This is a genomic window from Enterobacillus tribolii, from assembly GCF_003363015.1.
Taxonomy (GTDB): domain Bacteria; phylum Pseudomonadota; class Gammaproteobacteria; order Enterobacterales; family Enterobacteriaceae; genus Enterobacillus; species Enterobacillus tribolii.
This window is the reverse complement of record NZ_QRAP01000001.1, coordinates 666,585-692,538: the sequence shown is the minus strand read 5'-3', so window position 1 is coordinate 692,538 and position 25,954 is coordinate 666,585. Positions and strand designations below refer to the sequence as shown.

Annotated in this window: 23 protein-coding genes; 9 read left to right on the top strand and 14 right to left on the bottom strand. The window is 53.5% G+C overall.

The genetic code is table 11. The features are described 5' to 3' along the window. Nucleotides 1-7: 7 nt before the first annotated feature. From C8D90_RS03015 to C8D90_RS02980, 8 genes are all read right to left on the bottom strand, one after another. Nucleotides 8-2,560 (bottom strand): fimbria/pilus outer membrane usher protein, encoded by a 2,553-nt coding sequence (locus tag C8D90_RS03015; RefSeq protein WP_115457254.1) that lies wholly within the window; start codon nucleotides 2,558-2,560, stop codon nucleotides 8-10. A gap of 50 nt (nucleotides 2,561-2,610) precedes the next feature. After that, nucleotides 2,611-3,264 (bottom strand): fimbrial biogenesis chaperone, encoded by a 654-nt coding sequence (locus C8D90_RS03010; protein ID WP_230472936.1) that lies wholly within the window; start codon nucleotides 3,262-3,264, stop codon nucleotides 2,611-2,613. Nucleotides 3,265-3,389: 125 nt separating this feature from the next. Further along, entirely contained in the window at nucleotides 3,390-3,932 is a 543-nt protein-coding gene (locus C8D90_RS03005) for a fimbrial protein (protein ID WP_115456912.1), read from the bottom strand. A 914-nt stretch (nucleotides 3,933-4,846) separates the two neighbouring features. Then, nucleotides 4,847-5,833 (bottom strand): Csu type fimbrial protein, encoded by a 987-nt coding sequence (locus C8D90_RS03000; protein ID WP_115456911.1) that lies wholly within the window; start codon nucleotides 5,831-5,833, stop codon nucleotides 4,847-4,849. Beyond that, entirely contained in the window at nucleotides 5,826-8,246 is a 2,421-nt protein-coding gene (locus C8D90_RS02995; protein WP_115456910.1) for a fimbria/pilus outer membrane usher protein, read from the bottom strand. The genes C8D90_RS03000 and C8D90_RS02995 overlap by 8 nt, the downstream gene beginning before the upstream one ends. Before the next feature lie 8 nt (nucleotides 8,247-8,254). Next, nucleotides 8,255-8,989, bottom strand: a complete 735-nt coding sequence (locus C8D90_RS02990) for a fimbrial biogenesis chaperone (protein ID WP_115456909.1) — start codon at nucleotides 8,987-8,989, stop codon at nucleotides 8,255-8,257. 14 nt (nucleotides 8,990-9,003) lie between these two features. Continuing rightward, nucleotides 9,004-9,495 (bottom strand): Csu type fimbrial protein, encoded by a 492-nt coding sequence (locus C8D90_RS02985; protein WP_115457253.1) that lies wholly within the window; start codon nucleotides 9,493-9,495, stop codon nucleotides 9,004-9,006. An 81-nt stretch (nucleotides 9,496-9,576) separates the two neighbouring features. Further along, on the bottom strand, nucleotides 9,577-10,140 hold the full coding sequence (locus tag C8D90_RS02980) for a spore coat protein U domain-containing protein (RefSeq protein WP_115456908.1): 564 nt from the start codon (nucleotides 10,138-10,140) through the stop codon (nucleotides 9,577-9,579). Nucleotides 10,141-11,368: 1,228 nt separating this feature from the next. Here C8D90_RS02980 and C8D90_RS02975 point away from each other — a divergent pair. Together C8D90_RS02975 and C8D90_RS02970 are read left to right on the top strand one after the other, a co-directional pair. Continuing rightward, nucleotides 11,369-12,277: a LysR family transcriptional regulator gene (locus C8D90_RS02975; RefSeq protein WP_115456907.1), complete on the top strand. Its 909-nt coding sequence runs from the start codon at nucleotides 11,369-11,371 to the stop codon at nucleotides 12,275-12,277. Nucleotides 12,278-12,523: 246 nt separating this feature from the next. Beyond that, the gene (locus C8D90_RS02970; RefSeq protein ID WP_115456906.1) at nucleotides 12,524-13,504 is read left to right on the top strand and encodes an NAD(P)H-dependent flavin oxidoreductase; all 981 of its coding nucleotides are present in this window, start codon (nucleotides 12,524-12,526) and stop codon (nucleotides 13,502-13,504) included. Between the two features lie 607 nt (nucleotides 13,505-14,111). Here the strand turns inward: C8D90_RS02970 and C8D90_RS02965 are convergent. Both C8D90_RS02965 and C8D90_RS02960 read right to left on the bottom strand, forming a co-directional pair. Beyond that, entirely contained in the window at nucleotides 14,112-14,921 is an 810-nt protein-coding gene (locus C8D90_RS02965) for a shikimate 5-dehydrogenase (RefSeq protein ID WP_196238485.1), read from the bottom strand. A gap of 99 nt (nucleotides 14,922-15,020) precedes the next feature. Further along, nucleotides 15,021-15,797: a class I SAM-dependent methyltransferase gene (locus tag C8D90_RS02960; protein WP_115456904.1), complete on the bottom strand. Its 777-nt coding sequence runs from the start codon at nucleotides 15,795-15,797 to the stop codon at nucleotides 15,021-15,023. Nucleotides 15,798-16,043: 246 nt separating this feature from the next. Between C8D90_RS02960 and C8D90_RS02955 the strand changes: the two genes are divergently transcribed. The 4 genes from C8D90_RS02955 (at nucleotide 16,044) to C8D90_RS02940 (ending at nucleotide 18,124) form a co-directional block, all read left to right on the top strand. Continuing rightward, a complete protein-coding gene (locus tag C8D90_RS02955) occupies nucleotides 16,044-16,244 on the top strand; it encodes a hypothetical protein (RefSeq protein WP_115456903.1) in 201 nt (66 codons plus the stop codon). 229 nt (nucleotides 16,245-16,473) lie between these two features. After that, nucleotides 16,474-17,220 (top strand): bifunctional NADP-dependent 3-hydroxy acid dehydrogenase/3-hydroxypropionate dehydrogenase YdfG, encoded by a 747-nt coding sequence (gene ydfG / locus C8D90_RS02950; RefSeq protein WP_115456902.1) that lies wholly within the window; start codon nucleotides 16,474-16,476, stop codon nucleotides 17,218-17,220. 218 nt (nucleotides 17,221-17,438) lie between these two features. Beyond that, nucleotides 17,439-17,780: a DUF1283 family protein gene (locus tag C8D90_RS02945; protein ID WP_162844361.1), complete on the top strand. Its 342-nt coding sequence runs from the start codon at nucleotides 17,439-17,441 to the stop codon at nucleotides 17,778-17,780. 44 nt (nucleotides 17,781-17,824) lie between these two features. After that, complete coding sequence (locus tag C8D90_RS02940) at nucleotides 17,825-18,124, top strand: DUF1161 domain-containing protein (protein WP_115456901.1); 300 nt, start codon at nucleotides 17,825-17,827, stop codon at nucleotides 18,122-18,124. A gap of 68 nt (nucleotides 18,125-18,192) precedes the next feature. On the opposite strand, the gene C8D90_RS02935 is transcribed toward C8D90_RS02940, so the two are convergent. Both C8D90_RS02935 and C8D90_RS02930 read right to left on the bottom strand, forming a co-directional pair. Then, the gene (locus C8D90_RS02935) at nucleotides 18,193-18,504 is read right to left on the bottom strand and encodes an AzlD family protein (RefSeq protein WP_115456900.1); all 312 of its coding nucleotides are present in this window, start codon (nucleotides 18,502-18,504) and stop codon (nucleotides 18,193-18,195) included. Then, the gene (locus C8D90_RS02930) at nucleotides 18,501-19,217 is read right to left on the bottom strand and encodes an AzlC family ABC transporter permease (protein WP_115457251.1); all 717 of its coding nucleotides are present in this window, start codon (nucleotides 19,215-19,217) and stop codon (nucleotides 18,501-18,503) included. Before C8D90_RS02930 ends, C8D90_RS02935 begins: the two co-directional genes overlap by 4 nt. A gap of 110 nt (nucleotides 19,218-19,327) precedes the next feature. Between C8D90_RS02930 and C8D90_RS02925 the strand changes: the two genes are divergently transcribed. After that, a complete protein-coding gene (locus C8D90_RS02925; RefSeq protein WP_115456899.1) occupies nucleotides 19,328-20,209 on the top strand; it encodes a LysR family transcriptional regulator in 882 nt (293 codons plus the stop codon). Nucleotides 20,210-20,339: 130 nt separating this feature from the next. On the opposite strand, the gene C8D90_RS02920 is transcribed toward C8D90_RS02925, so the two are convergent. Next, nucleotides 20,340-21,821: an MDR family MFS transporter gene (locus tag C8D90_RS02920; RefSeq protein ID WP_230472934.1), complete on the bottom strand. Its 1,482-nt coding sequence runs from the start codon at nucleotides 21,819-21,821 to the stop codon at nucleotides 20,340-20,342. A gap of 580 nt (nucleotides 21,822-22,401) precedes the next feature. Between C8D90_RS02920 and C8D90_RS02915 the strand changes: the two genes are divergently transcribed. Together C8D90_RS02915 and clcB are read left to right on the top strand one after the other, a co-directional pair. Continuing rightward, nucleotides 22,402-23,793, top strand: a complete 1,392-nt coding sequence (locus tag C8D90_RS02915) for a cytochrome-c peroxidase (RefSeq protein ID WP_115456898.1) — start codon at nucleotides 22,402-22,404, stop codon at nucleotides 23,791-23,793. A 139-nt stretch (nucleotides 23,794-23,932) separates the two neighbouring features. Beyond that, the gene (gene clcB / locus C8D90_RS02910; RefSeq protein WP_115457249.1) at nucleotides 23,933-25,213 is read left to right on the top strand and encodes a voltage-gated ClC-type chloride channel ClcB; all 1,281 of its coding nucleotides are present in this window, start codon (nucleotides 23,933-23,935) and stop codon (nucleotides 25,211-25,213) included. A 2-nt stretch (nucleotides 25,214-25,215) separates the two neighbouring features. Here the strand turns inward: clcB and bioD are convergent, their stop codons facing one another. Continuing rightward, nucleotides 25,216-25,887: a dethiobiotin synthase gene (bioD, locus tag C8D90_RS02905; protein ID WP_115456897.1), complete on the bottom strand. Its 672-nt coding sequence runs from the start codon at nucleotides 25,885-25,887 to the stop codon at nucleotides 25,216-25,218. Nucleotides 25,888-25,954: the final 67 nt, after the last annotated feature.

The window sequence follows — 25,954 nt, the reverse complement described above, 5'->3', positions numbered from 1 at the left end:
CACGTCATTACTCGCAGACGGTATTGAAGCGCTGCGTAGTGTTATTGACTCGTCCCGGCTTCGTCGGCATCAGGCGGTAGGACACCTTACATTGTGACGCCGCGTTGTTCCCCCAGCGGACGGTTAACTGGCCCTGATCTTTCTCCACGCGGGCGTAAATCTGTCCGCCCTGGCCCACAGCGCCGATGCTGCGTCCTTTGGCGTCAAGCACTTCCGCGCCGAAGGGCAACGGCGCGTCTTGCCAGGTGGCCATGATTAATACCGGCGTTCCCCGTTTGGTGCCGTATTTCAGTTTCACAACTGCGCCGGAATAGGGGGCGACTTTTTGGTCGGTATATTCCAGTTCGACATCTGTCCCGGTGTCTTTCGGATCCAGCGAGACGCTGTTGAGCCGGTATGGGCTCAGGTAGGGCACCAGAGCATACCCCCAGCGATCGATGCGGACGCCCGGATAAGAGGAGACGGAAGCGCCTTGTGCGCCTTTGGCTTCGACCAGCGCAAGCGTGTCAGAGACGTAAGGTGTGAAGGTGACGCCGCCGCTGTGCGCTACCATCGATCCCATCATGCCGAGGGAAGCGCTCTGGTAGTGCTTGCCGACGCTGTATGAGCTGGAAAGCGAGGTGTAATCGGAACGGTACTGCCCGTTGACGGAACCGCTGGTGCCCACGCCCTTATTCGCGTTCATGGCGCTTACGCCATAGCTGAATTGGTTTTCGTTACCGGCAGTACCGGAGATAGCGACCTGTTCGCTGTAGCGTCCGGTGCTGTCGCGATCAAGCTGCCCTCTCAGGCTGGGACGAAGGCCGTCCGCTTTCCGTCCGAGCGGAACGGTGAAGCTGAGCGTTATCGTATCTTGTTTCTCACCGACGCCGGAATAGGTTCTGCCCACGGAAATGCGGTAAACCATGTCACGGAACATGTTGCTGTAACCAAACTGGTATTGCTTATCCGTACCCTGGTAATTCCAGTAAGTCTGCAATGAGGCGTTCAGGTAGAACTGCCCCCAGCCATCGGGCAGTGACTGGCTGGCAGACGCGGTGAAACGGTTCTTGGATCGCCAGATCGAGTTTCTGTCGTAGCCCCGCTGGATGGCGTCACGGGTCTGCATGGCCGTCAGGTAGTCCATATAGCCGCTGGTCGAAAAGCGGTAGGCGGCCAGCCCGAGATTACTTTGCGTGGCCTGGATCAGCTTGCTGTAGCTGATTTTGTAACTCTGCCCGGAACGGCTGTTGCCGCGCTGATCCAGGTGCGTGCGGGCCTGGGTGACATCTACGGCAACGGCGCCGACTTCGTTGCCGCCGAAGGCCGCGCCGAGCTGCGTGGCGTAATAATCCTGGCTGGCCTGAACGCCGCCATAGCCGGTTACGTAGTTAGTCAGGCCGCGCTGGTAGGTTGCCTGATACAAAGCCGGGTTATCTTTGACGGAGTCATTACGCAATTGCCCGGCGGTAAACGCGTATTTAGACATGCCGGGCCGCAGCAATTCCGTGACTGAGGCATAGGGGACGGTAAACGTTTGCTGGCTGCCGTCGGCTTCATCTATCGTGACCGACAGATCGCCGCCGTAGCCGGTAGGGTAAAGATCGTCGATTAAAAACTCACCGGGTTGTACGGTGGTTTCATAAATAGCCTGCCCGTTCTGGTGAATCGTTACTTTGGCGTTGGTGCGTGCGACGCCGCGGATTGCCGGCGCATAACCGCGCTGCGACTCGGGCAGCATACGTTCATCGCTGGCTAACTGAACCCCGGAAAAAGGAAGCGTGTCGAACACGATACCGGTGGTATTGGACTGGCCCACCAACAGTCGCCCGCGGATCGCAGGGATATCGCGCTGTAAATAGGTATTCAGGGTGTTATAGCTGTGTTCGCCGTCTTTCTCCCAGTTGTAGTTACCGTTGTGGCGCAGATACCACGCGCCGAGGTTCAGCCCCGCGTTAATGTTGCCGTAAAAGGATTTATACTCACGACCATGGGATTCACTGGCGTAAGCGTTAAGGCTGTAGCCAAGCATTGCCGCAGCGATCCCGCTGTCCCACAGCGCCGGACTGACGCTGCCGCGGGCCAGGCGTGATACGTACATTTGCGGGATCTGAATGTCCAACTGCTGCTCGTTACTGTCGAAGTAAATGGTTGCGGCAGGGATGGCCTGCATGAGATCGATACAGACCTGATCGTTTTCTAACAGATTGGCCGGCAGCCGGCTGAAATCAAGGGGAAGTTGCCGGACTAACGCGGCGGTGAGGCAAGGGGTAACGCTCTTATCGCTGTTCTGACGAAACTCAATCTCTGCATCTGTAAGTGGTGCGCCGTTAACGTACACGGCAACGGTGTATACGCCCGGCGTTGCCGCCGCGCCTCGGCTAAAGCGGGACAAGTCCATATTAGCCGCATCTTCCATGTTCAGAAACGCGGGATCGAACTGAACGTCCTGACTGGCGTAAGGCGCAATGGCATTTTCATCCTGCCGGGCATTAACGTCATCGCCGTATAAAACGGCAAGAATGGCGATCAATATCGGCGAAATCCTGCCGCGATATCCATACGCCTGGTGTTTGCTCATCATCTCTAATCCCTGTTATCAATAACTTTGAGAAAAAATCGTGCATGTTATTATTTTAAAACGGCAGATAACGGCACGATGGCGCCAAAATCGTTAACGTAGCTGGCGTCAATTTTCGCGCCGGGTGCAGCCCGCAGTTTGAGCGTTATGGTCGATTTAGGGGCGATCATGTCGGCTTCCACGGTTGTTCCGTTCGCGGTGGCGGTAACCAGCGAAACAAAATAGGGCGACGGATTTTCCACGCGCACTTCTGCGCCGGAGGCTTTCCAAATCAGGGAATCCGCTGCCTGCGCCGGGCTTTCCGGCAGACCTTTCGGGCGATAAAACATTTTGATGCGCGTTCTGAACGCCATCTTCAGGTAGTTCTCTGTGGTGACGGACTGCTGCTTTATGGCCGGAATTTCAAGAACGTTCAGCCAGAAAAGCGACTCCTGATCCGACGGCAGCTCGGCCGGCAACGCGCCGATACGCAGCGTTTGCCCTTTGTCCGGATCGACCCGGTTGATTGGCGGCGTAATCGTGAACGGGACGTCAATTTTCTCCGGCGTAGCGTCAATGTCGCCGGTATCAATCCAGCTTTGAATCAACACCGGGCTTTTCCCGACATTACTGAGCTTGACGCTGACCTCGCGGGAATCCGAAGGATAAATAACCCGGGTGCCGGTGATCACCACGCTGGCGGAGGCTGCGACACTGACAAGCATTAAAAATGCAAAAGTCATAGTCGAAAGGAAAGTTAACGGGCGAATATACATATCGAGCCTGTCCCTGATATCCATATGATAAAAGGGGGAAGAAATCTTCCCCCGAAATTACGTTTGTTTAGCGATTACTTGTACTGAATGGAGTAAACAACGTTACTCACAACAGTACCCGGCGTGGTTGCGCCTTCAGCATAGTATTCAACTTCATACGGCAGCGTGGCTGAAGTAGAAGAGATATCAACATAGGTCGTGTTGTTTACCTGGTTGCCGTTACCCACCTGGATAACGTTGCTGTTGGCACCGTCACGCATTTGCAGGGAAACACGACCAGCGGTACCGCCGGTATTCTTCAGACGACCGGTTGCCGCATCAACGGTGGAACCTGCCTGGAAGTAGGCAGAAGCGGTCTGCAGCGTACCGGTACAGTTGCTCAGCGCCATGTTGAAGCTGGTACGGCCGGCAGTTGCTCCCGGAGCATTCAACTGGTTGGTACCAATGGTCGGCAACTTGATCGTTGCGTTTTCGCTCTGATTATCCACAATCACATCGCAAGTATTCGCGGTCAGCTCACCGTTGAAATAGATGGTTCCCGTAGATGCCGCATTAGCAGCAAAGGAAGCGACAGAGAGGGTGGACAGTACGGCTGCAAAGATCGCAGTTTTTTTCATGATTACTCCTTTAATTTATAAAATTGATAAAAACAAAATAGGTTGTTTAAAAAATGTATAACTACATGGACTTATCTTTTGCTCTCTTTAACATACCTCCGTTATTCATTTATGTACTCCCATGCTCAGGATGAGCGTAAGAATATTTCTATGAACAATAAAACACGAACTCCCTGGCTGTTTCAGAAAGCTGGTTACTGGTCTGCTGAGCACTGTCAAAATATCAACTTCAATTCATCGGTCTGCATGATACTTTTTTAATTAACGGTATTTCAACCTCAAAAATATTAAAAATGATGATAATTATCAACCGAGGCAGAAGACAGATTAATTAACTATTCTGAATGGTTTTGTGAGATCTTGTTATGAGATAACGCTTCAGATTTGGAATGAGATATCGCAAGTACCATTGAAATACCTTTTAACGCAGTGATTAACAAGGTAATTATTCTTAAACATAGGGGGTGGCATGATATTAGCATGCATCACCAAAGGATAATTCCTGTTTTTTTGAGTATTGGCCCTAAGTATTGCGATGTAATGAATTGATTGAATCAATTAATAAATATGATCAATAGTTCATCCTCTGTATTACCTGAATTAAACTGAAAGGGAATTATCTGTAATGGTTGAGAATACATTTAGGATGATTGTCTCATGGCTTTGAACGCTATAAATCAAGATGGGGTAAATTCAATTTTCCATATATAGGGCCATAGGATTAATGTGCGAGCGATTAACCCTAATAGATTTAAAAATAATCTATGCGATATTTTAAACTTCATTTTTATCGTCGATTGATGAAAAACATCGGAGTTTTTCGTGCAGAAGAAATAATGCCGGATAGTCAGGCGTAAGATTTTGACCACGAAGGTTCGTACCCAATCCAGGTCGCCTTTATGTTGACCGTGGAATCAGAAAGTAATGTCCACCACCAGCATATCCGTATAGGTTCCTGCTGCCGGCGTACTTTGGCCGCTCAGGATCCGCGCCAGATATTTGTAGTAACGGGTCAGTCCGTCGCTGCTGAGCGAGCTGGATGCGGCGCTGGACCAGCGCTGGTTGCCGCTGCTGCCCCAACGGCTGGCAGCGGGGGTATCCTGATAGATATCATAGGCGATGCGGTTGCTGCCGCTGATCATCTGCCTGACGCCATTAACGGCATTTTGCCCGTCGCTGATGCCCACGCTGTAAACGCTCCCTTTGGTACAGGTGATGCTGATGCTCTGTGCAACGTCAGGCAGGCCGCTGACCAGCGGCGCACTGCCGAAATCAACGTTGGGCGCATCAATGGTGATGCAATCGTTCGTGACGGTCAGCGTCAGCTCCGGCGAAAGCGTGGTGCTGCTGTTTTGCTGGTTCACGCAGAGAATGTTGCCAACCCCCAACGTACCGCAGATATTCCAGGCGATTAAAAGATCCACCTTAACCTTATATTGCCCGGCGGCGACATTTTGTCCGGGGGTGGTCTGGAAAGTAATCGGAATGGTGAACGTCGTCGATGTAAGTAACTTCGCCAATGTATCGCGCGGATAGTTGGCTTTGTCACTTTTCTGGATGGAACTGGAACAGTCGGATGAGGAAGGGCATACATTGATGGGGATGTTGTCGGTGCCCGTCGTATCGACTTTCAGCGTCGCCTGTGAGCCGTTCAGGTTGGTCGCATCACTGAAGGTGATTGATACGTAGTCGCTGTCAAACAGGGAGAGCAGAACCAGATCGCATTTCAGCATCAGGTTGACGGAAGTCGTAAACTTCCCGCTACTGACCAGAAATGAGCTGGCCGAACCGAAACTGGGCGCAAGGGTGGAAAGCGTGGCCTTGCAGGCGGCACGGGCGCCGTCGCTGAGCGCCAGCATACCCAGAAACAGCAGAAGCAACGGGAAACAACGCTTAATCATCTGAGGCGACTCCGGAACGGGAAGAAGGGCGGCACACCAGCGGGCCGTAGGTTTTAAGTTGTTGCGGAAGCGTCGCCGGCAGCGTCAGCGTCGTTTGGCAAACGCGCCCGTCCGGCATGCGGACGCGCAGCGGGTTATGTTGCGCGACATCTTCCAGATAAACGAGGCCGTCCCAGCCCACGTAAACATCAGCATGCCCCCGGCGGCTGACGGTGCTGGAAAGCGGAACCGGATGCCCCGTCTCATCAGCCAGAATGACGCTGACCGCCCGCTGCTGTTTGATTGGGAAATGCAGCACATAACCGCTGCCCCGGCGTACCGCTGCCTGTTGTTCGGTTTTATCGGCCACGACATCTGCCGGCATGTTCAGCACGTTGATACCGTAGTGGGCCGGGTAGTAAGAGGTGACGCCGGGGATCAGCAGATAACCGCTGCCGTTGGTTTTGCCAATCGGCTGATGTTCATAGTTCACCTCAACGTCCGGATAGCCTTCAGTGCTGACGATCACGAAAGCATCGTTGACTTTGTTCGCCGTCAGCAATGCGCCTTCCATCATGACCAGCGAGCCAGTGGCTTCCCCCCATTGCGTCTGGTTGCCTGACGATCCGTAAAGACCGCCCTGCAACTGAATATGTTCGTTACGCCAGGTGAGCGATCCCTGTTGATAGTCATCCTGAGGGTGCTGGCGGGCATAGGCCAGATCCCAGCTGAATCCGCCGTCGCTGGGCATGGCGCGGCTATAGCTCACCTCTTGCAGACGTTGGCCGGATGCATTGTTCTCATAGTTAAACGTCACTGAGTCCAGCGCGTTGAACGGCACCTGGAACGTCAGCGCGAAGGTCCAGTCCTGTTGATCGGGATCGCGGCTGGCGGAAAGATAAAAACTGCTGTTGTGCCACAGGTTTTTACTCCAGGAGAGGTTAAACAGGCGCGTTTTATTGTTATCAAAACTGCGTACGTCCAGGTAAGCCAGCCCGATATTGCCATAGCGCGCCAGGGACAAGGAGGCGGCGTACTGCGTGCTGCTGCGGCTGAGCGTTGCCTGTGGCTGCCCGTCACCCGAATCTTCGCCGTTGTCATACAGCGCCAGGTTGCCGAAACGGGCGTCGCGCTGAATCCGCTGTGCGGACAGGCTGAAACGCGCATTGCTGTATTGATAGCCGAAACCATACTGAGCACCGTGCTTGCCATACATCCGGCTGTCGGAGTAGGAGCCGTTGACTACCCCCAGATTACCGATCCGGACCGACGAACCGACGCCCAGCAGCGCCAGTTCCTCCGCGCCTTCGGCATGACTCTCCAGCGTCCAGGCATCGTTGACCCCGTAGCGCCACACGGCGTTGGCCGCCGCGGGGCCGTAGTCGAAGTCCTCCGTGCCGTAGCTGCGCCGCAGGGCGCCGGTGGAGAATGAGGCGTCGGAAAGCCCCGGCTTGAGCAACGTATTCGCGACATAAAACGGCAGGCTGGTAGAAACCTGGCGCCCGAGCGCATCGGTAGTCACCAGCACGGCCTCGCCGGCGCCATTAATATACGGCGTGTTGGTCAGGGTGAAAGGGCCGGGCTGTAACTCCGTGCTGCTGGCCTTATAGCCATTGATGAAAAGATCGGCGGAAGTCGGCACCGCCGCATTGCCGGAAAACGCGGGCAGCGGATACGTAATGACGTCCGGGCGTACGGAAAAGTCACGGCTGACGGAAATTCCACCCAGCCTGACGCTGCTGCTCCAACTGAGCGCGTTACTGATGACGTCGCCGACGGCCCATTTCAGGATGTGATTTTCATTGACGTCGCTGAGCGTTGTGTCATAGCGGGTGTACGTTTTATCCTGCCCGGTATCGTCGCCGTCAATGTTGCGGCGCAGTACGCCGGTGTTGGACAACGTACCGGCATCGCTGAAGAAGCGCACTTCGTTCCAGGCGGAGAGCTGGGTCGCGCCGCAGCCGGTCCGGCTGGCGTAGACGTCATAGTTAAGCAGCGTGCCGCGTCCGCTGAGGGAGGCGAAACGCACTCTGTCCGGGTCGCCGTTTAACAACTGCGGCGGCAGCCACTCAGAGGGAACCTGCAATAATAAACGTTGCCCGGCGCTGTCGTATTCCACGTTAACGCCGGCGAGCTGCGTGACGTCGGTCTGCGGTTCGGTCAGTACCGCAGCGGGCAAACCGGCGCGCCGTAAATCGGCGGCGCTGACGCGGTAGCGCCCCTGATATTCCGTGACGGGCACCACTTGCCCGCTGGGGCGGCGGTTAATGACCAGCTCCAGCCGGTACTGAATTTCCTGCGCCACGGACTCCGCGCCCGGCGGCGGAGGTAGCTCCGCTGAGCGTTCGTCGGCGGCGCCGTCCGATAACGGCGCGAATACCAGTATCAGCAACGCCGGTGCGGTTCGCCCGGCTGAAAAGCTGTAGCGCGGCATGGGCGTACTCAGCGTTGGGCCGTGGCTTGCCAGGGCGCGTTGTCACTGTTTATCCTGGCCTGGATATTTTGGCTGTGTTGCAGGGCGGAGGGCAACGGCCAGATCTGACTGGAATTCGCCAGGACATAACCCAGCAGGCCTGGCGTCAACGGGCGGCCATCGAGAGAAACATTGCTTAACCGGGCGTGAAGTTGCCCCTGGTTAACGATCTTGATTGCCGGCTGGCCGTTTAGCGTGGTATGACGCCAGGAAAGCAGGGCATGACCGGCGGTAGGGGGCGTGGCGGTCGCTGGTTTCGCGCCCGCACCGTAAACGAAAAGCGGAACGGAATAGCGCATCTGTAATTTAACGCCGGTGCCGGTGCCGGCCTGCGGAATTTCGTCAATCAGCACGCGGTAGGCCAGCTCTTTGCCCGGCGTGGGCGTGATCTGGCGAATCAGGCGGATAAGCTGCTTTTTTCCTGCTTCGATGCGTACGATGGGCGGGCTGGCGACGACGTCCTGCTGGCGCGGCTGATAACTTTCCCGGCCGTCGATTTGCTGCCAGCCGATAACCCGGACCTGCATGGTCACAGGGCCGCTGCCGTTGTTTTCAATCCACAGTTCCGTCGCGCTGTTATCCGCCGTCACCACGGGGTCGATGGGCCAGAGCAGAATGTTGCCGGCGGCGCGGACGTCCGGGGAAAAGGCCAGCGTCAGGCCGAGTATGCCGCACGATACCGTGCGCAGAAAAGTTGCGATCATATAATGCTCCGTAGTTACCAGGACAAGGTGACAGTTAGGGTGTCGGTGTAGATCCCGGAATGACTAAAACCGTTCAGTTGCGCCAGCGCATAGATGGGCAAAGTAATGTTATTGTTGCTGCTTCCCAGGGAGACCGGCTGATCCGCCAGGATCTCACTGGCCGCGGAGTAATTGCTGCTGGTATAGAGATGATACGGAATCCGGATGCTGTACCCGCTCTGCGCCAGGTTACGCACCGAGGTGTAGTTGGCGCCGCCGTTGATGCTCATGCTCAGCGTGACGCCCGGCGTGCAGGAAAGCGTGAGCCCCACCGTTTGTACAAAGCCGGCCGGCGCGGCGGCGGAGCTGGTTCCCGGATACTTGCCGAAATCCAGCTGGCCGAATACGCCCCCGGTCGCGCCCTGAATGGCGCAGCCGGGGACGATGATTGCCGATACCTGAAACGAACGGCTGGGAACGGCAAGCGCAGGCTGAGCAAGCAGCCAGAATGTCGGGCCGAGAATCACCGTATAACGCTGTAGCCAGTGCACGCATGCCTCCGCGCCGGCGACAGGGTGCCGGTACGCTCATCTGTTCAACAGATTTTTTTAGTAAGTGACCCTGATGTTGATTTCGTCGGTATATATCCCGGCCTTGACGGCGGTGCTGCTGCCGCCGCCTTTGATGCCGCCGTACAGCGTGTAGTTATCGATATTGTTGGTTGTGGAGGTTTTGGTCAGCATCCCGTTATCGATAGCGGTTGATAAGCCGGAGTCGCTGTAAAGGCTGTAGGCGATGCCCTGGGTGGCATCTGTGGTGCTGATCAGATAACGCGGCGGTGTTCCTACGGTGCCGATGACGGTAGTGGGGGCGCTGTTTTTACTGCTGACAACCTCAACCGTGTAACTGACGCCGTCGGTACAGCGGATACCGAACGAACTGCCCCCTCCGCTGCTGAGCGTTGCGGTCAGATTGCTGAACGTTGCAGGGTGGACGCCGAAGTCGAGCGTGCCGAAATTGACGCCGCTTTGTGCCGGTGAACCGTTGATCAGGCAACCGTTGGTCAACTGAAGTGTGGCGTTGATGATACCTGTGCTGGTCACGGCAGCCTGAGCCTGGCCTGCGATGCTTAAGCCGCATAATGCGGCGAGCGTAAGCGTTTTGACATTCATAATGAATCCCCTGAGATCGGTGTTCGGCTTTTGCTGTGTGTATTTATGTTAAAACGATTAAATAAACTATTTGTTTTCCTATTGATAATAAAATGTAGATTAACTGTTTCAATAGAGCCAGAGCAAAGCGACAAAAATTAATTATTTAAATTTCAATCTGTTGCTTTATTTTTCTTTCAGGGGCGCAAAGATTTGCTGGTACAGTCCGTTAATAAAGAATAGACGCATTATCTAAAGTGTTATCAAGGGATAGTTTGAGTGGGGAAATCTGCGGGTATCGTGATGGATACCGCCCCCTGAGCGCTTATATATCTACGCAGATTGATGCGGATTTAGCGCTTTCGTTCTTTGATGAGTCGGCGCCAAACGGTGAGGGCGGAGGGAGGCTCAGGAAATATCAGACGGCTCCGTTTACGGTGATGATTGGCTAACTCAAAATAGCTAAAGCCTTAACATCAGGCTTCCTGATTTTGTTATTTAATAACATGATTACCTCAAATCGATGAACCAGAAATCCTTGCTAACTGAATGATTTTACGAATTAATATGTGGGGTTTTCGATCAATGCGTTTCAACGCCTGAGTGGTGTATCGAACTGCTGATGGTTTGGTTGAGAGAATCAATGACCTGGTGTTGCAGGGGCTGATTGACAAAGCGGGGCGGTTGTTACTGGCATAAACAGGCGGTTTATTGCGTGATGAGTATAAATACTTCTGACTTATGGCGTTATGAGCGAACAAATGGTGTGAAACCAAATTGAGGTACAGGTATATAGAGTTATATCAGTAACTCGAACGAATTTACGACGTTTATGGTTGAGTAAATTTTCGATAACAAAAGAATAGGATTTTTCTTATTTAAATTGATTAACATCAATTATGTTAACAGGGTTTTGCTGCAAGAATAGACGCTCTAAAAGATTTCCCTGGTGTTAAGCCAATTGGCATCCGCCGAACTATCATAGTCGGCGGCTTTTTTTTATTGTCACAATTTGTGTGGTCATAGACCCTGGCATACACAAGCATGACTAATGAATCCGCCTGACGGACTGGCTGGCATCAGGGAAAATACTTACGGTTATAAGTAACCGTATATCCGCTGCATCGTGTCATCCATGATGGCGTTAAGGGATATTCTCCGCCAGGAAGGAATGTTATAAGGAGGGGCAGTCATACCGTGAAGGGGAGCTTCCCCTTCGAAACAACGAATGGGAGAGGGCTGGTAACCGATGCAACTGAATATGCTGGAAGCCATGGAGATTTACGTTAATGTCGTGGAGCAGGGTAGTTTTACCCGCGCGGCAGAGGCGCTTGAGTTGCACCGTCCTGCTGTTACCCGCGCCGTTCAGAATCTCGAGCAGGATTTGGGCGTTAAGCTTTTACATCGCACCACCCGGCAGATCAGCATGACTGACGAAGGAGAAGAGTTTTACCAGCGCTGCCTGTCGCTTCTGAGCGAGTTGAACGAGGTCCGGCGTTTGTTTTCAGGCACGCAACCACCGAAAGGACGCCTGCGCCTTGATGTCCCTATCATGCTTGCCCGCTCGATTATCATCCCGGCTCTCAGCGATTTTCAGAACCGTTACCCGGATATCGAGATTGTCCTTGGTTCGTCGGATCGCAAGATCGATTTGATTGCCGAGCGCGTGGACTGCGTTATTCGTCTTGGCGAGCTCGATGACTCCAGTTTCGTTGCCAGGCGTCTGGGGTCGGCAGGCATGGTGACCTGTGCTGCGCCTTCTTATCTGGCGAAGTACGGCACGCCACACACGATTGATGAGCTGATGAAGTCACATCGTGCTGTGAATTTCTTCAGTAACCGCAGTCTGCAGATAATGGAGTGGAAGTTCACCGTTGACGGTAATATCAGGTCAATAAAAATACCTTCCAGTATTCTGGTGGACAATTCAGAGGCATTTCTTTCGTGCGGGCTGGCAGGGCTGGGGGTTCTCCACGGATTGCGTCCGTCTCTGGCTCCTTTTATTGCGAGCGGTGAACTGACAGAAATCCTGACAGATTTTCCACCCCCGCCAAAACCGGTCTCACTGCTTTATCCGGATCGTCGGTATCTGGCGCCCAAGGTTCGCGTATTCATTGACTGGTTGTACGAAGTTTTTGGCCCGGATGCACAGCTCTGATAAGTCTCAGGTTCATCCCGCAGCATAAATAAGCCCCGCAGGCACTCAGTCTTTTCAATTATTGGCGCGGACAATGCGCACGATCATTAAAACCCTCATTATTATTACTGAATTAGTAATTCTGTTTTAAAGATTAGGCGCTTTTTCGTAACAATAACGAAGCTTAGGATCTTCCCCAGGGCAATTTTCATATCACGCCGCCGGAACAGGTGGGCGCTGAACAACGCTTTTGAAGGAGATCAAAGCATGAAAAACAACCGTATCTGTCAAATATTGGGGATCGAAAAGCCTGTTATTCAAGGGCCCTTATCGTGGCTCACCGATGCGCGGCTGGTTGCCGCCGTGAGTAACGCTGGCGGCCTGGGCGTGCTCGGACCCAACGCGGGCTTAACGGCGGAAACCGCGGTTTCAACACCGGAAGAAACGGCCGAGAAGATGCGTGAAGAAATTCGTAAAACCAAACGGCTGACGGAAAAACCATTCGGGGTAAACCTTATTCCCACCCCTGAAAACGATATCTGGACGCCACCGATCCTTCAGGTCATCAAGGAAGAGGGCGTCAGGGCTGTGGTTTATACCGGCTACGGTGAAGGTGCCGTCATACCGGACCTCTTTAAGGAATTAAAGGAGGCCGGTATTGCAATCATCTACCGTGATATCAACCCGACGCCTGAAAATACCCGCCTCGCGGAAGAGGCAGGCGCCGATATTATCGTCGCAACAGGTTTTGACGAGGGGGGCACTTTACCAGGAACTGCGCTGGGAACCTTTTCGATCGTGCCATTGATTGCTGATTCCGTGGAAAACATTCCGGTAATGGCGGCAGGCGGCATTACCGACAACCGCACCGCGAAAGCAGCACATGCACTTGGTGCTGAGGGCGTGTTTGCCGGTTCGGTTTTCATTGGTACGGAAGAAAGCCGTGTGCCGGCGTCGGTTAAAAAGAAAATCATTGATGCCAACGGACTTGATTTACTACTTTTCCGGACCTTGCCTGATTACTATCGTTCACTTCCAGGCAAGCTGGCAGAGAAGCTGGTGTCGATGGATAAAGCGGGTGCAAGCAATGAAGAACTGGGCAAAGTAATGGGCGGATTACGTGGCTTGCGTATCGGCATGCTTGAAGGAAATACAGATGAAGGCTACATCTCACTTGGCACGGGAATAGGAAACATTCGCAGCGTTAAAAGCGTAGCGGAGGTAGTCGACGAGTTAACCGTGGGTTGACATTAAAACGGAATCAGGCAGTCTGCATGAGCGCAGACTGCCTGATTCTATTCACGGGGGATTCACAAAGCGTGCGTTCAGAATTCTGTGTCAGGTTAAACGGACTGCAGTGTCATCACTTTATTCAGTTGTCCAACTGGGACAGGATAAATACCGCACATTACACATCAGTGGATGTCAGACCTAATGCAGAAAAAGGGGAGTATCTCTCAACGTTCCCAACTCATTGATTTCTGGCAGAGCATCAGTACGGCACGTAGTAATGGTTGTCGATATTCAATTTAACATAATATACATTATGCGAACCAAGGTAAAAGTAAGCGGATTTTAAAGGTTTTTGGTCACTGAGCCTCATATGTAATCGTTCGCAACTTACGTCCTGGTCAAGCTGCGGAGATGCCCGGTATCACGCCACGTCATTCAGTGCTACTCATCTGACGCTTCAGGATCGCGCCTTGCCATAGATCGAGCAGATTGAAACCGGCTATTCAACCGAGCCTTTCTCGCAGAATCCCTTCAGCAATAACCGCCATACCTGCACCTGAGACTTCACTATCGGTATTGCTGATCGCGTGACCTGGTCACTTCTTTTAACCGCTGAGGACTTTCATCCCCGGGCAAAAGCCGCTGCTCGTTCAATCAGCGCTTCATCAGGCCTGACGCCGGTATAAAGCACAAACTGCTCCAGCGCCTGAATGGCGATAACTTCCGCGCCGGAAACAGTCTGCTTGTTCAACCGACGTCCCAGCGTGATCAGCGGTGTTTCAGCCGGCAGTGCAACAACATCAAAAACGATATCTGCCCGCTTCACCATTTCTTCGCTGAAGGACAACTGATGCTCTTCCGGACCACCGCTCATGCCTACCGGCGTTACGTTGATAATCATCCGGGCATCGGCGCCCTTTTCGTCCGGCAGCCACTGATAACCATAAAGATCTGCCAGATGACGGCCGGCAGTTTCGTTACGGGCAATAACAGCCCCGTTTTTAAAGCCGGCGCCGTGCAGCGCGCCAAGTACGGCTTTTGCCATGCCGCCGCTGCCGCGTAAGGCAAAATGAAGGGTGTTGTCGATGTGATATTTAGCCAGCAAACGCTCAATTGCAATGTAATCGGTGTTGTAGGCTTTAAGGTGGCCGTCACTGTTTACGATGGTATTCACCGACTCAATTGCTGCGGCGGACGGATCCAACTTATCCAGAAAAGGAATGCATGCTTCTTTGAACGGCATAGAAACCGCGCATCCGCGGATGCCCAGCGCCCGCACGCCGCCGATGGCAGCCTGTAAGTCATTGGTGGTAAACGCTTTGTAGATATAGTTCAGCCCCAGTTCCTGATACAGATAGTTATGAAAGCGAGTGCCGAAGTTGCCCGGCCTGCCGGCCAGGGACATGCATAGTTGGGTATCTTTATTGATGATCATCATAACTTTCCTGCATAGATAAAAACCGGAGAGACAGCCGGCAATGAATGGGTTTTCAACGGTATATCACGATGAGTACGCACAATTTGCTTTCGCTCAAGACTCTGGCTTAAGCAAACATAAAAATAACGTGTCTGTAGTGAAAGAACCGTCCGGCAGAATTTCAAAATGGTGATGAACCTCGCGTGGCATGGCGTTTTGTAACTGACGGATCGCCGTTGCCAGGGCCTCCGGCGTGCGCATACGCGCTACCCAACTGCTGAATTCCAGGTGAAGGCGGTCGTGTTCCAGCCCGGTAATGCGCAATTTTGCGTCGCTGGCCAATTGCAGCCATTCCGCCGAGGAATAATCCCGGACGTGAGAAGTATCACGCAGCATTTCAACCGTTTGCAGGTAGGTATCTAACAACGGATGCCCCGGTGAACAGACATCAATAATCACCACCCGCCCTCCGGGTTTCAGCACCCTTCCGATCTCGCGCATGCCTTGACCGACATCCTGCCAGTGATGTGCGGAGTAACGGCTGATTACGTAATCAAACGTCGCCTCGCCAAACGGCAGACGCTCAGCCTGCCCCTGACGGGTCGTGATATTATCCAGCTTACGCTCAGCGGCGGACTGCGCCACCACGGCCAGCATTGATGCCGACAGGTCATACGCCGTCACCTGCGCCACTTCCGGTGCGACGGTAAAGCTGACGTGCCCGGCACCGCAGCCCAAATCCAGAACCTGTGCGTGAGATTTCCCCGCCAGCAGAACCTGCAATTTTTCCAGGTCGACCCCGCGGGCATGGACGTGGCTGCTCAAGTACGCAGCAGCCTGTTCCCCAAACTGGCGGTCGACGTTATTTTCATGATTCTGGCGGTGTGACATGGTTTCCTCCGGCAACGGAATTGGGTTTCTTACTTATATGATACAAACCCCGGACAAACGCAATAATTGATTTTTATTTTCAATGCGTTACAAAATAAGATTCTTCCCATAAAACCATGCATCCGCCCCGCATCGGCCTAGGTTTTCTTGTTTCTAAATAAGTGTTTACCGTATTCCACGAGTGAATTCACTTCGCTTAGACTGCCTTTACATAGACGACCTCGTTATTAAAAAGGAGCAGTAATAATGAAAATTACCGTTACGCCGCACAGGGATGAAGTAACGCTTCAGTATGATCAGGCTAATCAAAAAGTTACCATTAAATGCGATCCCTGCCCGACCATGAGTAATGAACTCAGTAAATCCGTTACGCTCAATCTGACCGATTTGCCGTCGCTGATTCGCGGGCTGGAGCAGGTTGTAAATTCCACGGAAATCAACGTGTAATGTGACCCCTGTGCCGCACCCGTTTATCATGTCGTTGTGCGGCATTTTTTTACCTGCCAAAGCTGAATATTCCCCGCCGTAAGCCCCCTATCCATAAAAAACCGGTAACACATTGATTTCCCAAAACTGTTTATGAGCCACTTTATGTGATACAACTACTGATGCCAACAGAAGCCGGTATATGGCTTCCTCTTCAGGATCAACATCACACGCTCTGAGGAAATAACAAATGAATGTTTTTGTAACCGGGGCAACCGCCGGGTTCGGTGCCGCCATCGCGCGTAAGTTCGTCAAACACGGTCATCAGGTTATCGCCACCGGGCGTCGTCTGGAACGACTGGAGCAACTGAAAGATGAGTTGGGCGATGCGGTAACCATCATCCAGCTCGATGTCTGCAACCGCGCTGCGATTCAGGTCGCGCTGGACGGATTGCCGGCCGAGAAACGTCACATCGACGTGCTGGTCAATAATGCCGGGTTGGCATTGGGCCTTGAACCTGCTCACAAAGCCAATATCGATGACTGGGACACCATGATTGACACCAATGCCAAAGGGCTGGTCAACATGACGCGCGCGGTTTTGCCGGACATGGTGGAGCGTAATGTCGGCCATGTGATCAACATCGGTTCCACCGCGGCAAACTGGCCTTATGCCGGCGGCAACGTTTATGGCGCCACCAAAGCCTTCGTTAAGCAGTTCAGCCTGGGATTGAGAGCCGATCTGCACGGCACGCACATACGTGTTACGGATATTGAACCTGGCCTGGTTGGTGGTACGGAATTTTCCAACGTCCGCTTTAAAGGCGATGACGCCAAAGTGTCAAAAACTTACGAAAACGCGAATGCATTGACGGCAGACGATATTGCCGAAGCCGTTTACTGGGTCGCTACCCTGCCGGCTCACGTGAATATCAACACGATGGAGATGATGCCGGTTTCCCAATCTTTTTCGGCACTTTCCGTATATCGCGGCTAATGCTCTTAAGTGACAACGTCACTCTTAACATTACTTTACTTAACCGGGGCTAAATAGCCCCGGTTGACGTCTACCTGAATACTGCCCTCAGTGGTATAGTGCGTAAAACCCGTGCTAATCCCGGTTAGCCTGCGGGGGAACAATGGATAGCGATTATCGAAAAGGAATCGGGACATTTGAGGGCCAATATCGTGAAATTAACATCTCTTTCTACAGCAATGCGCTGGATGCCGTTGGCAGCCGTACTTCTTACCGGCGGCTGGCAGGTTTCGGCCATGGCTGCGACCTGCTCATCCGGCAGTACCTGCGTGTTCGGATCGGAAGGCGGTCAGGAAAACTCCATGACCAAAGAAGCTGCCCGTGAGAATAAAGAGCAATGGGACGATACGCGCAACCTGCGTCAAAAAGTAAACCGTCGCGCCGAGAAGCAGTTCGACAAGATCGACAATGCGATTGACAGTGAAGAGAGCTGCGACAAGAGCCTCAACCTGAATGCGTATTGGGAACCGAATACCCGTCGTTGTCTGGATCGCAGTACGGGACGTCCGCTCAATCCGTAATCCCCTGTTCTATTGAGAACGAACAATTTGATAAGGATGGAAAGATGAAAAAAACGCTTTGGGTTTCTCTGGTGATGCTCTTCGTCGCCCCTCTGGCACAAAGTGCAACCTGTGAAGCCATTAAGGCGGACATTGCCCAGAAAATTATCAATAATGGCGTTCCTGAATCAGGTTTTACGCTGGATATCGTTCCGAACGATCAGGTCGAGCAAGCTGGCGGCCTGGTTGTCGGGCACTGTGGTAATGACACGCAGAAGATCATTTATCACCGCCATCTTAACGGTGATGACGTGTCGCCGGCGTCCGATAACCCGGATTCGTCAGACGATACCGCGCAGCAATAAGCGAAAGGGCCACATTTTGTGGCCCTTTTCATATCGGTGACATCCCTTCTTTCTTGGCCTGGTGGGGGTTAGTTACACAACCTGACCAGCGCTGCGACGACAATCCCAAACGTAATGGCAATCAAGGGCCTTTTAAAAACCAGCATCAGAATAGTGGTGGTCAGCAATGCCATCTGGGCGCCTTTGTCGCCGGTGAGTGCAACGGGGGCTAAAATTGCCACAAGAACGGAGCCTGACATGCCCTGAATAAACGCTTTTATTCGGTTGTTAAACGGAACAAAGGACATAACATAGACACCGCCCCACCGGGTGATGAGGGTGACCAGCGCCATAACAATAATAATAGCCAGAAGCCCTGTTCCCGCAGTATCAATATTCATTTTTCCTCTCTCATGATAATTCCAGCAATGCCCCCGGCAAGTGCCCCGGCGATCACGTGGCTATTTTCTGGCAACCATTTATAGGCCATCAGCGATGCGCCGGCAGCTACGGTCCAGATAATAGGCATCCTCAGGCTTCTTTCACCTTCAAACACCATTGAAAGGAGGAAACACCCCATCACCATATCAAGCCCATAGCTTTTGGGATCCCGGACTACGCTGCCAAAATAGAGCCCTGCCATGGTACCGGTGATCCAAAAAAGCCATAACGCCAGACCGCCGCCAAAGAGTAAACCCAGGCCCGGCCTTCCCCGGCTGAATGCCTGAATGGACATGGCCCAGTTAGCATCGGATACAACCATCATGATCCCATAGCGTTTAGCGGGCGATAAAGAGCGCAACCACGGATACAAGGTGGCTCCCATTAATAAATGCCTGGCATTAATGGCAAAAACGGTGGCTATAAGAGTGAATAAGGGAACCTGATCTGCCCAAAGGTCTAACGCGGCGAATTGCGCATAACCGGCAAAAACCAGCATACTCATCATTGTCGCCGGCAACTGGCCCAGCCCTTTCTGTGATGCGGCAAGACCAAAGGCGGCACCAAAAACAGCGACAAATATTGAAACCGGTATCAGCTGACGAAAACCAGACCATATCAGCGAATGATTCAGTTGGGATAAATTGGGCGCGTTATCCGTTATCTGCGACATCGTGATCTTCCAAAATAGTAAACTGACAGCCACTATGCCTGTGTTGTAAAAACAATAAAAACGCATAATAATGAAGGCTACTATTTGATAATCGAATATCAGGAGCCGGCGTGCATTACCAGGATATCCAGATAGACTGGCTCAAATGTTTTGTCGCGGTAGTGGATGCGGGTTCACTTTCGGCAGCCGCCCCGGAAGTTCATCGCTCACAGTCTGCGGTCAGCATGCAGCTCAAAAAGCTTGAGTCTGCGCTAGGCTGCCAATTGTTGCTACGTGGGCCCCGGCAAAATCAGCTCACCGCAGAAGGACAAAAACTGCTGGGGTATGCCCGCAGGATGCTCGATCTTCATACTGAAACCCAGGCTGCCTTTCATGGTAAGGAGTTAACAGGGCGTATCCGTCTGGGGGTTCCTGATGACTATGCGGCAAAATACCTCACCCCTGCGCTGAAAAAATTTGCGCCTAACTTTGGTTCAGTCGAGATTGAACTGAGTTGCGAGCAGTCAACGTCATTGCTCCCCCGCGTTGAAAGTGGCGATTTGGACCTTGCACTGGTCTCCCGGGAGCATCCCAGTCAGGGGACATTATTATTCTATGAACCCATGGTGTGGGTAGGTTCCCCACAATTTGAGGTCTGGAGGCGCGACCCATTACCCATAGCGGTATACGAAAGTACAAGCCTGGCTAAACGGAGTGCGATAAATGCATTAGCGTTACAGGGAAGGCGATATAAAGTCGTCTACAACAGCTCCAGCCTGTCGGGACAGATTACAGCCGTGGAGAGTGGGCTGGCCGTGGCCGTTCTGACCCAGTGCAGCGTGCCGCCTCATTTGCAGGTTCTTGGCAGTGAGCATTTTTTGGGGCCCCTTGAACCGATGGAAGTCGCACTGTACAGAAGCCGTAACTCTAAAGGTTCTTCTGCTGTCGATAGTTTGTATGACTTACTTCTCAGGACATTACGATCATCTACGGCGCCCTCAGCCCGCCCTTAGCCGCCTGCCATGATGCCTGATTAAGAAACGGGCCTGGCGCAGGATATTTCCCTTTTCCCTGACGGCCCAAAAGATCCTCCTGAGCGCCTTTTTATACTTTCAATCCCCGGACTCGCCTTCGCGTACACTGTTATTGCTCATCACAGCACGCAGGTTTCCCTGCGCCGTCTATCGGTTTATGCCGCGCCGGCAGCAGCCAGGTCGCAAAAACGGTTAATACGGATATCGCTGCCGCCGCCATAAACACCCAATGCATGGAAATTGCCACCTGTTCGGTTAGCAGAGAGAGTCGTTCAGGCGCCATATCGGTACGGCTGACGAGCGACATTAACGCCTGTACCGGGTCCTTTTCCTGCGGTAAACGCAGATGAAGGTTGATGTTCAGCGTGGCGCCCAGAATGGCGGTACCCAACGCTGAGCCAAGAATCCGGGTGAACAGCGTTGAGGCCGTGGCGATGCCGCGCATTTCCGGCGGCGCTTCATTTTGCACGGAGACCAGGAACGTGGTGTTTGTCATTCCCATACCGGCACCGACCAACAAGGCCGCCGCCCTTCCCCACGCTAAACTGTTTCCGGGCTGTTGCAGCAGCAGAATCAGGCTTCCCGCCATCAGTAATAAGCAGCCGAACAACGCGGTGGTGCGATAGGACGTGAGCATCATAACCCGCCCGCTGAGCGTGCTGGCTATTGGCCAGCCAATCGACATCATCGCCAGCGTGACGCCCGCTTCCAGCGGCGTTCGCCCCATCACGCCCTGCACAAACGTGGGAAGAAACGCCGCGATACCCATCATGGCCGCGCCGATGGATAATCCGCCGATATTTCCGGCCACGATAATCCTGCTTTGCCATAACGACAGGGGGAATAACGGCTCCGGCGTTCTTCGCTCCTGACGACGGAGCATCAAGGCGCTGCCCAAGGCCAAAGCCAGTAAAGGAATCACCCACCACCCCAGAATGTCGGATTGCAGCAGCGCCAGCAGCAATGACGCCACCGCGACGCTCAACCATCCTGCCCCGGCAAGATCCAGTGCGTGACTGCGGGATTCGACGTTTTCCGGGAAGTAACGCCACAGCAAAAACATCGCGGCGAACCCAATGGGCACGTTAACCCAAAAGACCAGCGCCCAGTGAAAGTGAGAGACGATAAATGCCCCCATCAACGGGCCAACGATCGCAGACACGCCCCATACGCTGGAGAGATAGCCCTGCATACGCGGGCGTTCCGAGGGCGAATAGACATCGGCGATCAGCGTAAATGCAATCGGCGTAATCGCTCCGCCGCCGATACCCTGCAAAGCCCGGAACAGGATCAGCCACAGCATATCCGGTGCAAATCCGCAGAGTACCGACCCCAGCAGGAAAATCAGGGTGCCGGTGTAAAACATACGCTTGCGTCCGTACAGATCGGTCAGCCGTCCGTAAATCGGAATCGTTATTGCCTGCGTCAGCAGATAAGCGGCGAATACCCATCCCAACAGGGAGAAACCGCCCAGGTCGGCAATAATGGTTGGCATGGCGGTGGAGACGATGGTCACTTCGATGGCCGCCATGAACGTCGCCAGCATACAAGCGAATAAAACCACGCCGCGGCGTGGAGGTGTTTTAATCATTCACCTCTCCCTGATTTCAGATGAGGGTTACCAAACAACCATAAACGTACCATATAATACGCTGCCGACGATAAGGATATTCCATGATATAAATCCTTATGTCGGGAAAATACCTGCTTTCTTTATCGGATATATCGTGAACGGAGATCACGCCAAATTATTTCAGGCGCATCATTGAGGCACTCTTTTATATTACCTTTTGCGGTGACGCATGTATTGAAATTGTACTAACCGGCACCGCATTCTCGGATGAAATGAAAGAGCAGATGCTTTTTCTCTTTATTTGGTGTTTAATGAATCATTGTATCGTAAGCCGCGATCGATGCCTGGGGCATAAACGGAAAATTGCTTTTTTGTGATCGCCAGCGCGTTTGTTTTTACTGCATTTTCTCTCAGATTTACTCTTAATAGGTACAGGCTATTTGAACGATAGGTCTGTCCTGCCAAATAAATTGACTGTTATCAATAAGTCATTATACATTCCCCCGCATGATTAGCCTGCCGTGAAAATGGTTTTTATGCAGATATTTCCCGGAACTTTTTAATATCTGTTTTTTACGCTCTGAAAAGGAGTTTTTTAATGACAAAAATAACGAAACTACTGGGAGCAGTGGTTACAGTGGGAGTCGTGGGGTATCTGGGGCTGGCAGGATATGCATATTATTTTGACCACCAAAGAACGACCATGCCGACGACCAAGCCGGCCTCAGCGCAAGATCTGAAGGTACTGGAAACATTGAGTCAGCACGGATGTGACTATTGTCATACGCCGTCTGCCGGGTTGCCGTTCTATGCAAACCTCCCGATCGCTAAGCAATTGATGGAGTATGACGTCAATCTTGGCTATAAATCTTTTAACCTGACGCCCGTACGTGAAAGCCTGATTAACGGTAAACCGGCGCCGGAAAGCGATCTGGCGAAGATTGAGTGGGTTATGCAGCATGAAACCATGCCGCCTACCCGCTTCAACGCGGTGCACTGGTCAGGCAGTATGAGTAAAGAAGACACTGCAGTGATGCTGAACTGGGTGAAATCCCAGCGTGAAGCATACTACGCGGCGGCGGATGTCAGTGGTGATATGCGCAACGAGCCGATTCAGCCGTTGCCCCGCACCCTGCCCGTTAACGCGGAGAAGGTTGCACTGGGCTTCCGCCTGTATCACGATCCGCGTCTGTCCGGCGACAACAGCATTTCGTGCGCGCATTGCCACCAGTTGGGCGCGGGCGGCGTGGACGGACTTAAGACGTCAGTTGGCGTCGGCGGTCAGGTTGGACCGATCAACGCGCCTACCGTGTTTAACTCCGTGTTCAACGTAGAGCAGTTCTGGGACGGCCGTGCGCCTGACCTGCAGGCACAGGCCGGTGGCCCGCCGCTGAACCCGATTGAAATGGCGTCTAAGTCCTGGGATGAAATCATCGCCAAACTGGATCAGGATCCGGTGCTGAAGCAGGATTTCACCGCCGTTTATCCGCAAGGCTTTACCGGCGACACCATCACGGACGCCATCGCAGAGTTCGAGAAGACGCTGATCACGCCGGACAGCCCGTTCGACCGCTACCTGCGCGGTGAAAAAGAGGCGCTGACGGCGCAACAGGTCCGTGGTTATCAGCTGTTTAAAGACAACAAGTGCGCAACCTGCCACTCCGGTAAAATCATGGGCGGTCGTTCATACGAACCGCTGGGGCTGAAAACGGATTACGAGTTCGGTGAAATTACCGATGCCGATACCGGCCGTTTCAACGTGACCAAGGAAGAGCGTGACCGCCTGCGCCAGAAAGTACCTACCCTGCGTAACGTCGCTCTGACCGCACCGTACTATCACCGTGGCGACGTCGCTACGCTGGACGAAGCCGTTAAGAAGATGCTGAAGTACCAGGTTGGCACCTCGCTGCCGCAGAAAGACGTCGATGATATCGTCGCCTTCCTGAACAGCCTGAACGGTGTTTACACGCCGTACCCGATTAAGCAGTAATCACGGTAGTTTCGTTTTACCCGCTAATTCAGCGCCGCCTCCGGGCGGCGCTTTCTTTTTGTATTTTTGTTTTATGCCACGGAAACAGTAAACTAACGTCATCACCTTTTTCCGGCGCCCGCGCATGACCTCGCCCCGTATAAAACGCGTTATTCATCTCAAAAATTACCGGCTGATGCTGCGCCGGTTGTTGATTGCCATTGTACTCGGCATTGCGGCGGCAACGGTAGTGTGGTTGTTCCATCAGTCGATGATTTTGCTGGAGTGGCTGCTTCTGGATAGCCGGGAAGGCAGCCTGGTGCAGGCCGCCGTGAACCTTCCTCCCTGGCGGCGTTTCCTGACGCCCGCGTTAGGCGGGCTGGTTGCAGGCACTGTGTTGTGGTTATTCCAGAAATATCAGCATCAGCGCCCTGCCGCGCCAACGGACTATATGGAGGCGATTGACGCCGGCGACGGGCGGCTTGATGTGCAGGCCAGCCTGATAAAAAGCCTGGCGTCGTTGATTGTTGTTGCCAGCGGCAGTGCGATCGGCCGGGAAGGCGCAATGGTGCTGCTGGCCGCCCTGTTTGCCTCTGTTTTCGCCCGAATGTTTACGCCGGAGAAAGAGTGGCGGATCTGGGTTGCCTGCGGCGCGGCGGCGGGTATGGCCAGTGCGTATCATGCGCCGTTGGCCGGCAGCTTGTTTATCGCCGAAATCCTGTTCGGCACCCTGATGCTGGCGTCTTTGGGGCCGGTGGTGATCGCCGCCGTCAGCGCCCTGCTGATGACGAACTTGCTGCACGGCGGGCAGTCGCCATTGTATGAAGCCCTGCCGCTGAGCCCGCCGTTTCCAGTGCAGTATCTGCTGATGGCGCTGTTGGGTATTGTCGCCGGTGTTTGCGGGCCGGTTTTCTTAGCGCTGCTGCGGTTCAGCAGCCAGGGGTTCCGTCATTTACGGCTCTCCCCGCCGCTGCAGCTGGCGCTGGGCGGTGCGGTTGTCGGCGCGCTCTCGCTGTTATTTCCCCAGGTATGGGGAAATGGTTACAGCGTGGTGCAATCCCTGATAAGCGCGCCTCCGGCCGCGTTGCTGATTCTGGCTATTTTGATCTGCAAATTGCTGGCTATTCTCGCCAGCAGCGGATCGGGCGCGCCGGGCGGGGTTTTTACTCCAACGCTGTTTATCGGCGCGGCGCTGGGCTCTTTGCTCGGTCAGGTGCTGTCGCAATGGCCGTACCTGGGGGAGCATACCCCGTTGCTGATGGCGCTAACCGGCATGTCTACCCTGTTGGCGGCCACCACGCATGCGCCGATCATGTCTGCGCTGATGGTGTGCGAAATGACGGGAGAATACACGTTGTTGCCGGGGCTGTTGTTATCCTGCGTGCTGGCCACCACCCTGTCGCGCTGGCTGCGCGCAGGATCGGTTTATCAGCAAAGGTAGGCTTATTTCTGCATGAGCGGCGTGATGTCGAGATATTGCGCCAAATCGCGCTGTTCCGGGCGGAACAGATAGGGAATTTCACCCAGCAGGGGCGCCGGGATCTTTTGCCGCAGCGCATCGATTGTTTCTGCGTAATGGGCCAGGCCGGGGTTGATGCGGTTGGCAACCCAACCGAGCAACGGCAGACCGTCGTTGGCAATCGCCTGAGCAGTCAGGATTGCGTGGCTGATACAGCCCAGCTTGATGCCAACCACCAATATCACCGGCAACTGCTCCTGCACCACCCACTCGGAGAAAGGACGCAGGTCGTGCATCAATACGCGCCAGCCGCCCGTTCCTTCCACCACGATATGCGCCGCTTTTTGCTCCAGATGACGCAGACCGCTGCTGATGTGCCCGTAATCTGGTACGCCGCCGGTATGCGCATTGGCAATTTCTTCTTTTAGCGTGATGGGATTAACTTCATCGTAGTTCAACGCCAAAGAGGATGAAGCCTGCAACGTCAACGCATCTTTGTTACGCAAGCCCTGCGGGGTTTCTTCACTGTCAACGGCAATGGGCTTGTACCCCACCGCGGTTTCACCCAGGGCCTGGATAGATTGTAATAATGCACGGGACACCACTGTCTTTCCAACTTCGGTATCTGTGCCGGTAACAAAAACACGTTTAAACATGAAACAAATACTCCGGAATTACTTCCGCGGCCGGAATTAAACGACCGCAAAATAAGGTACTGGCGTT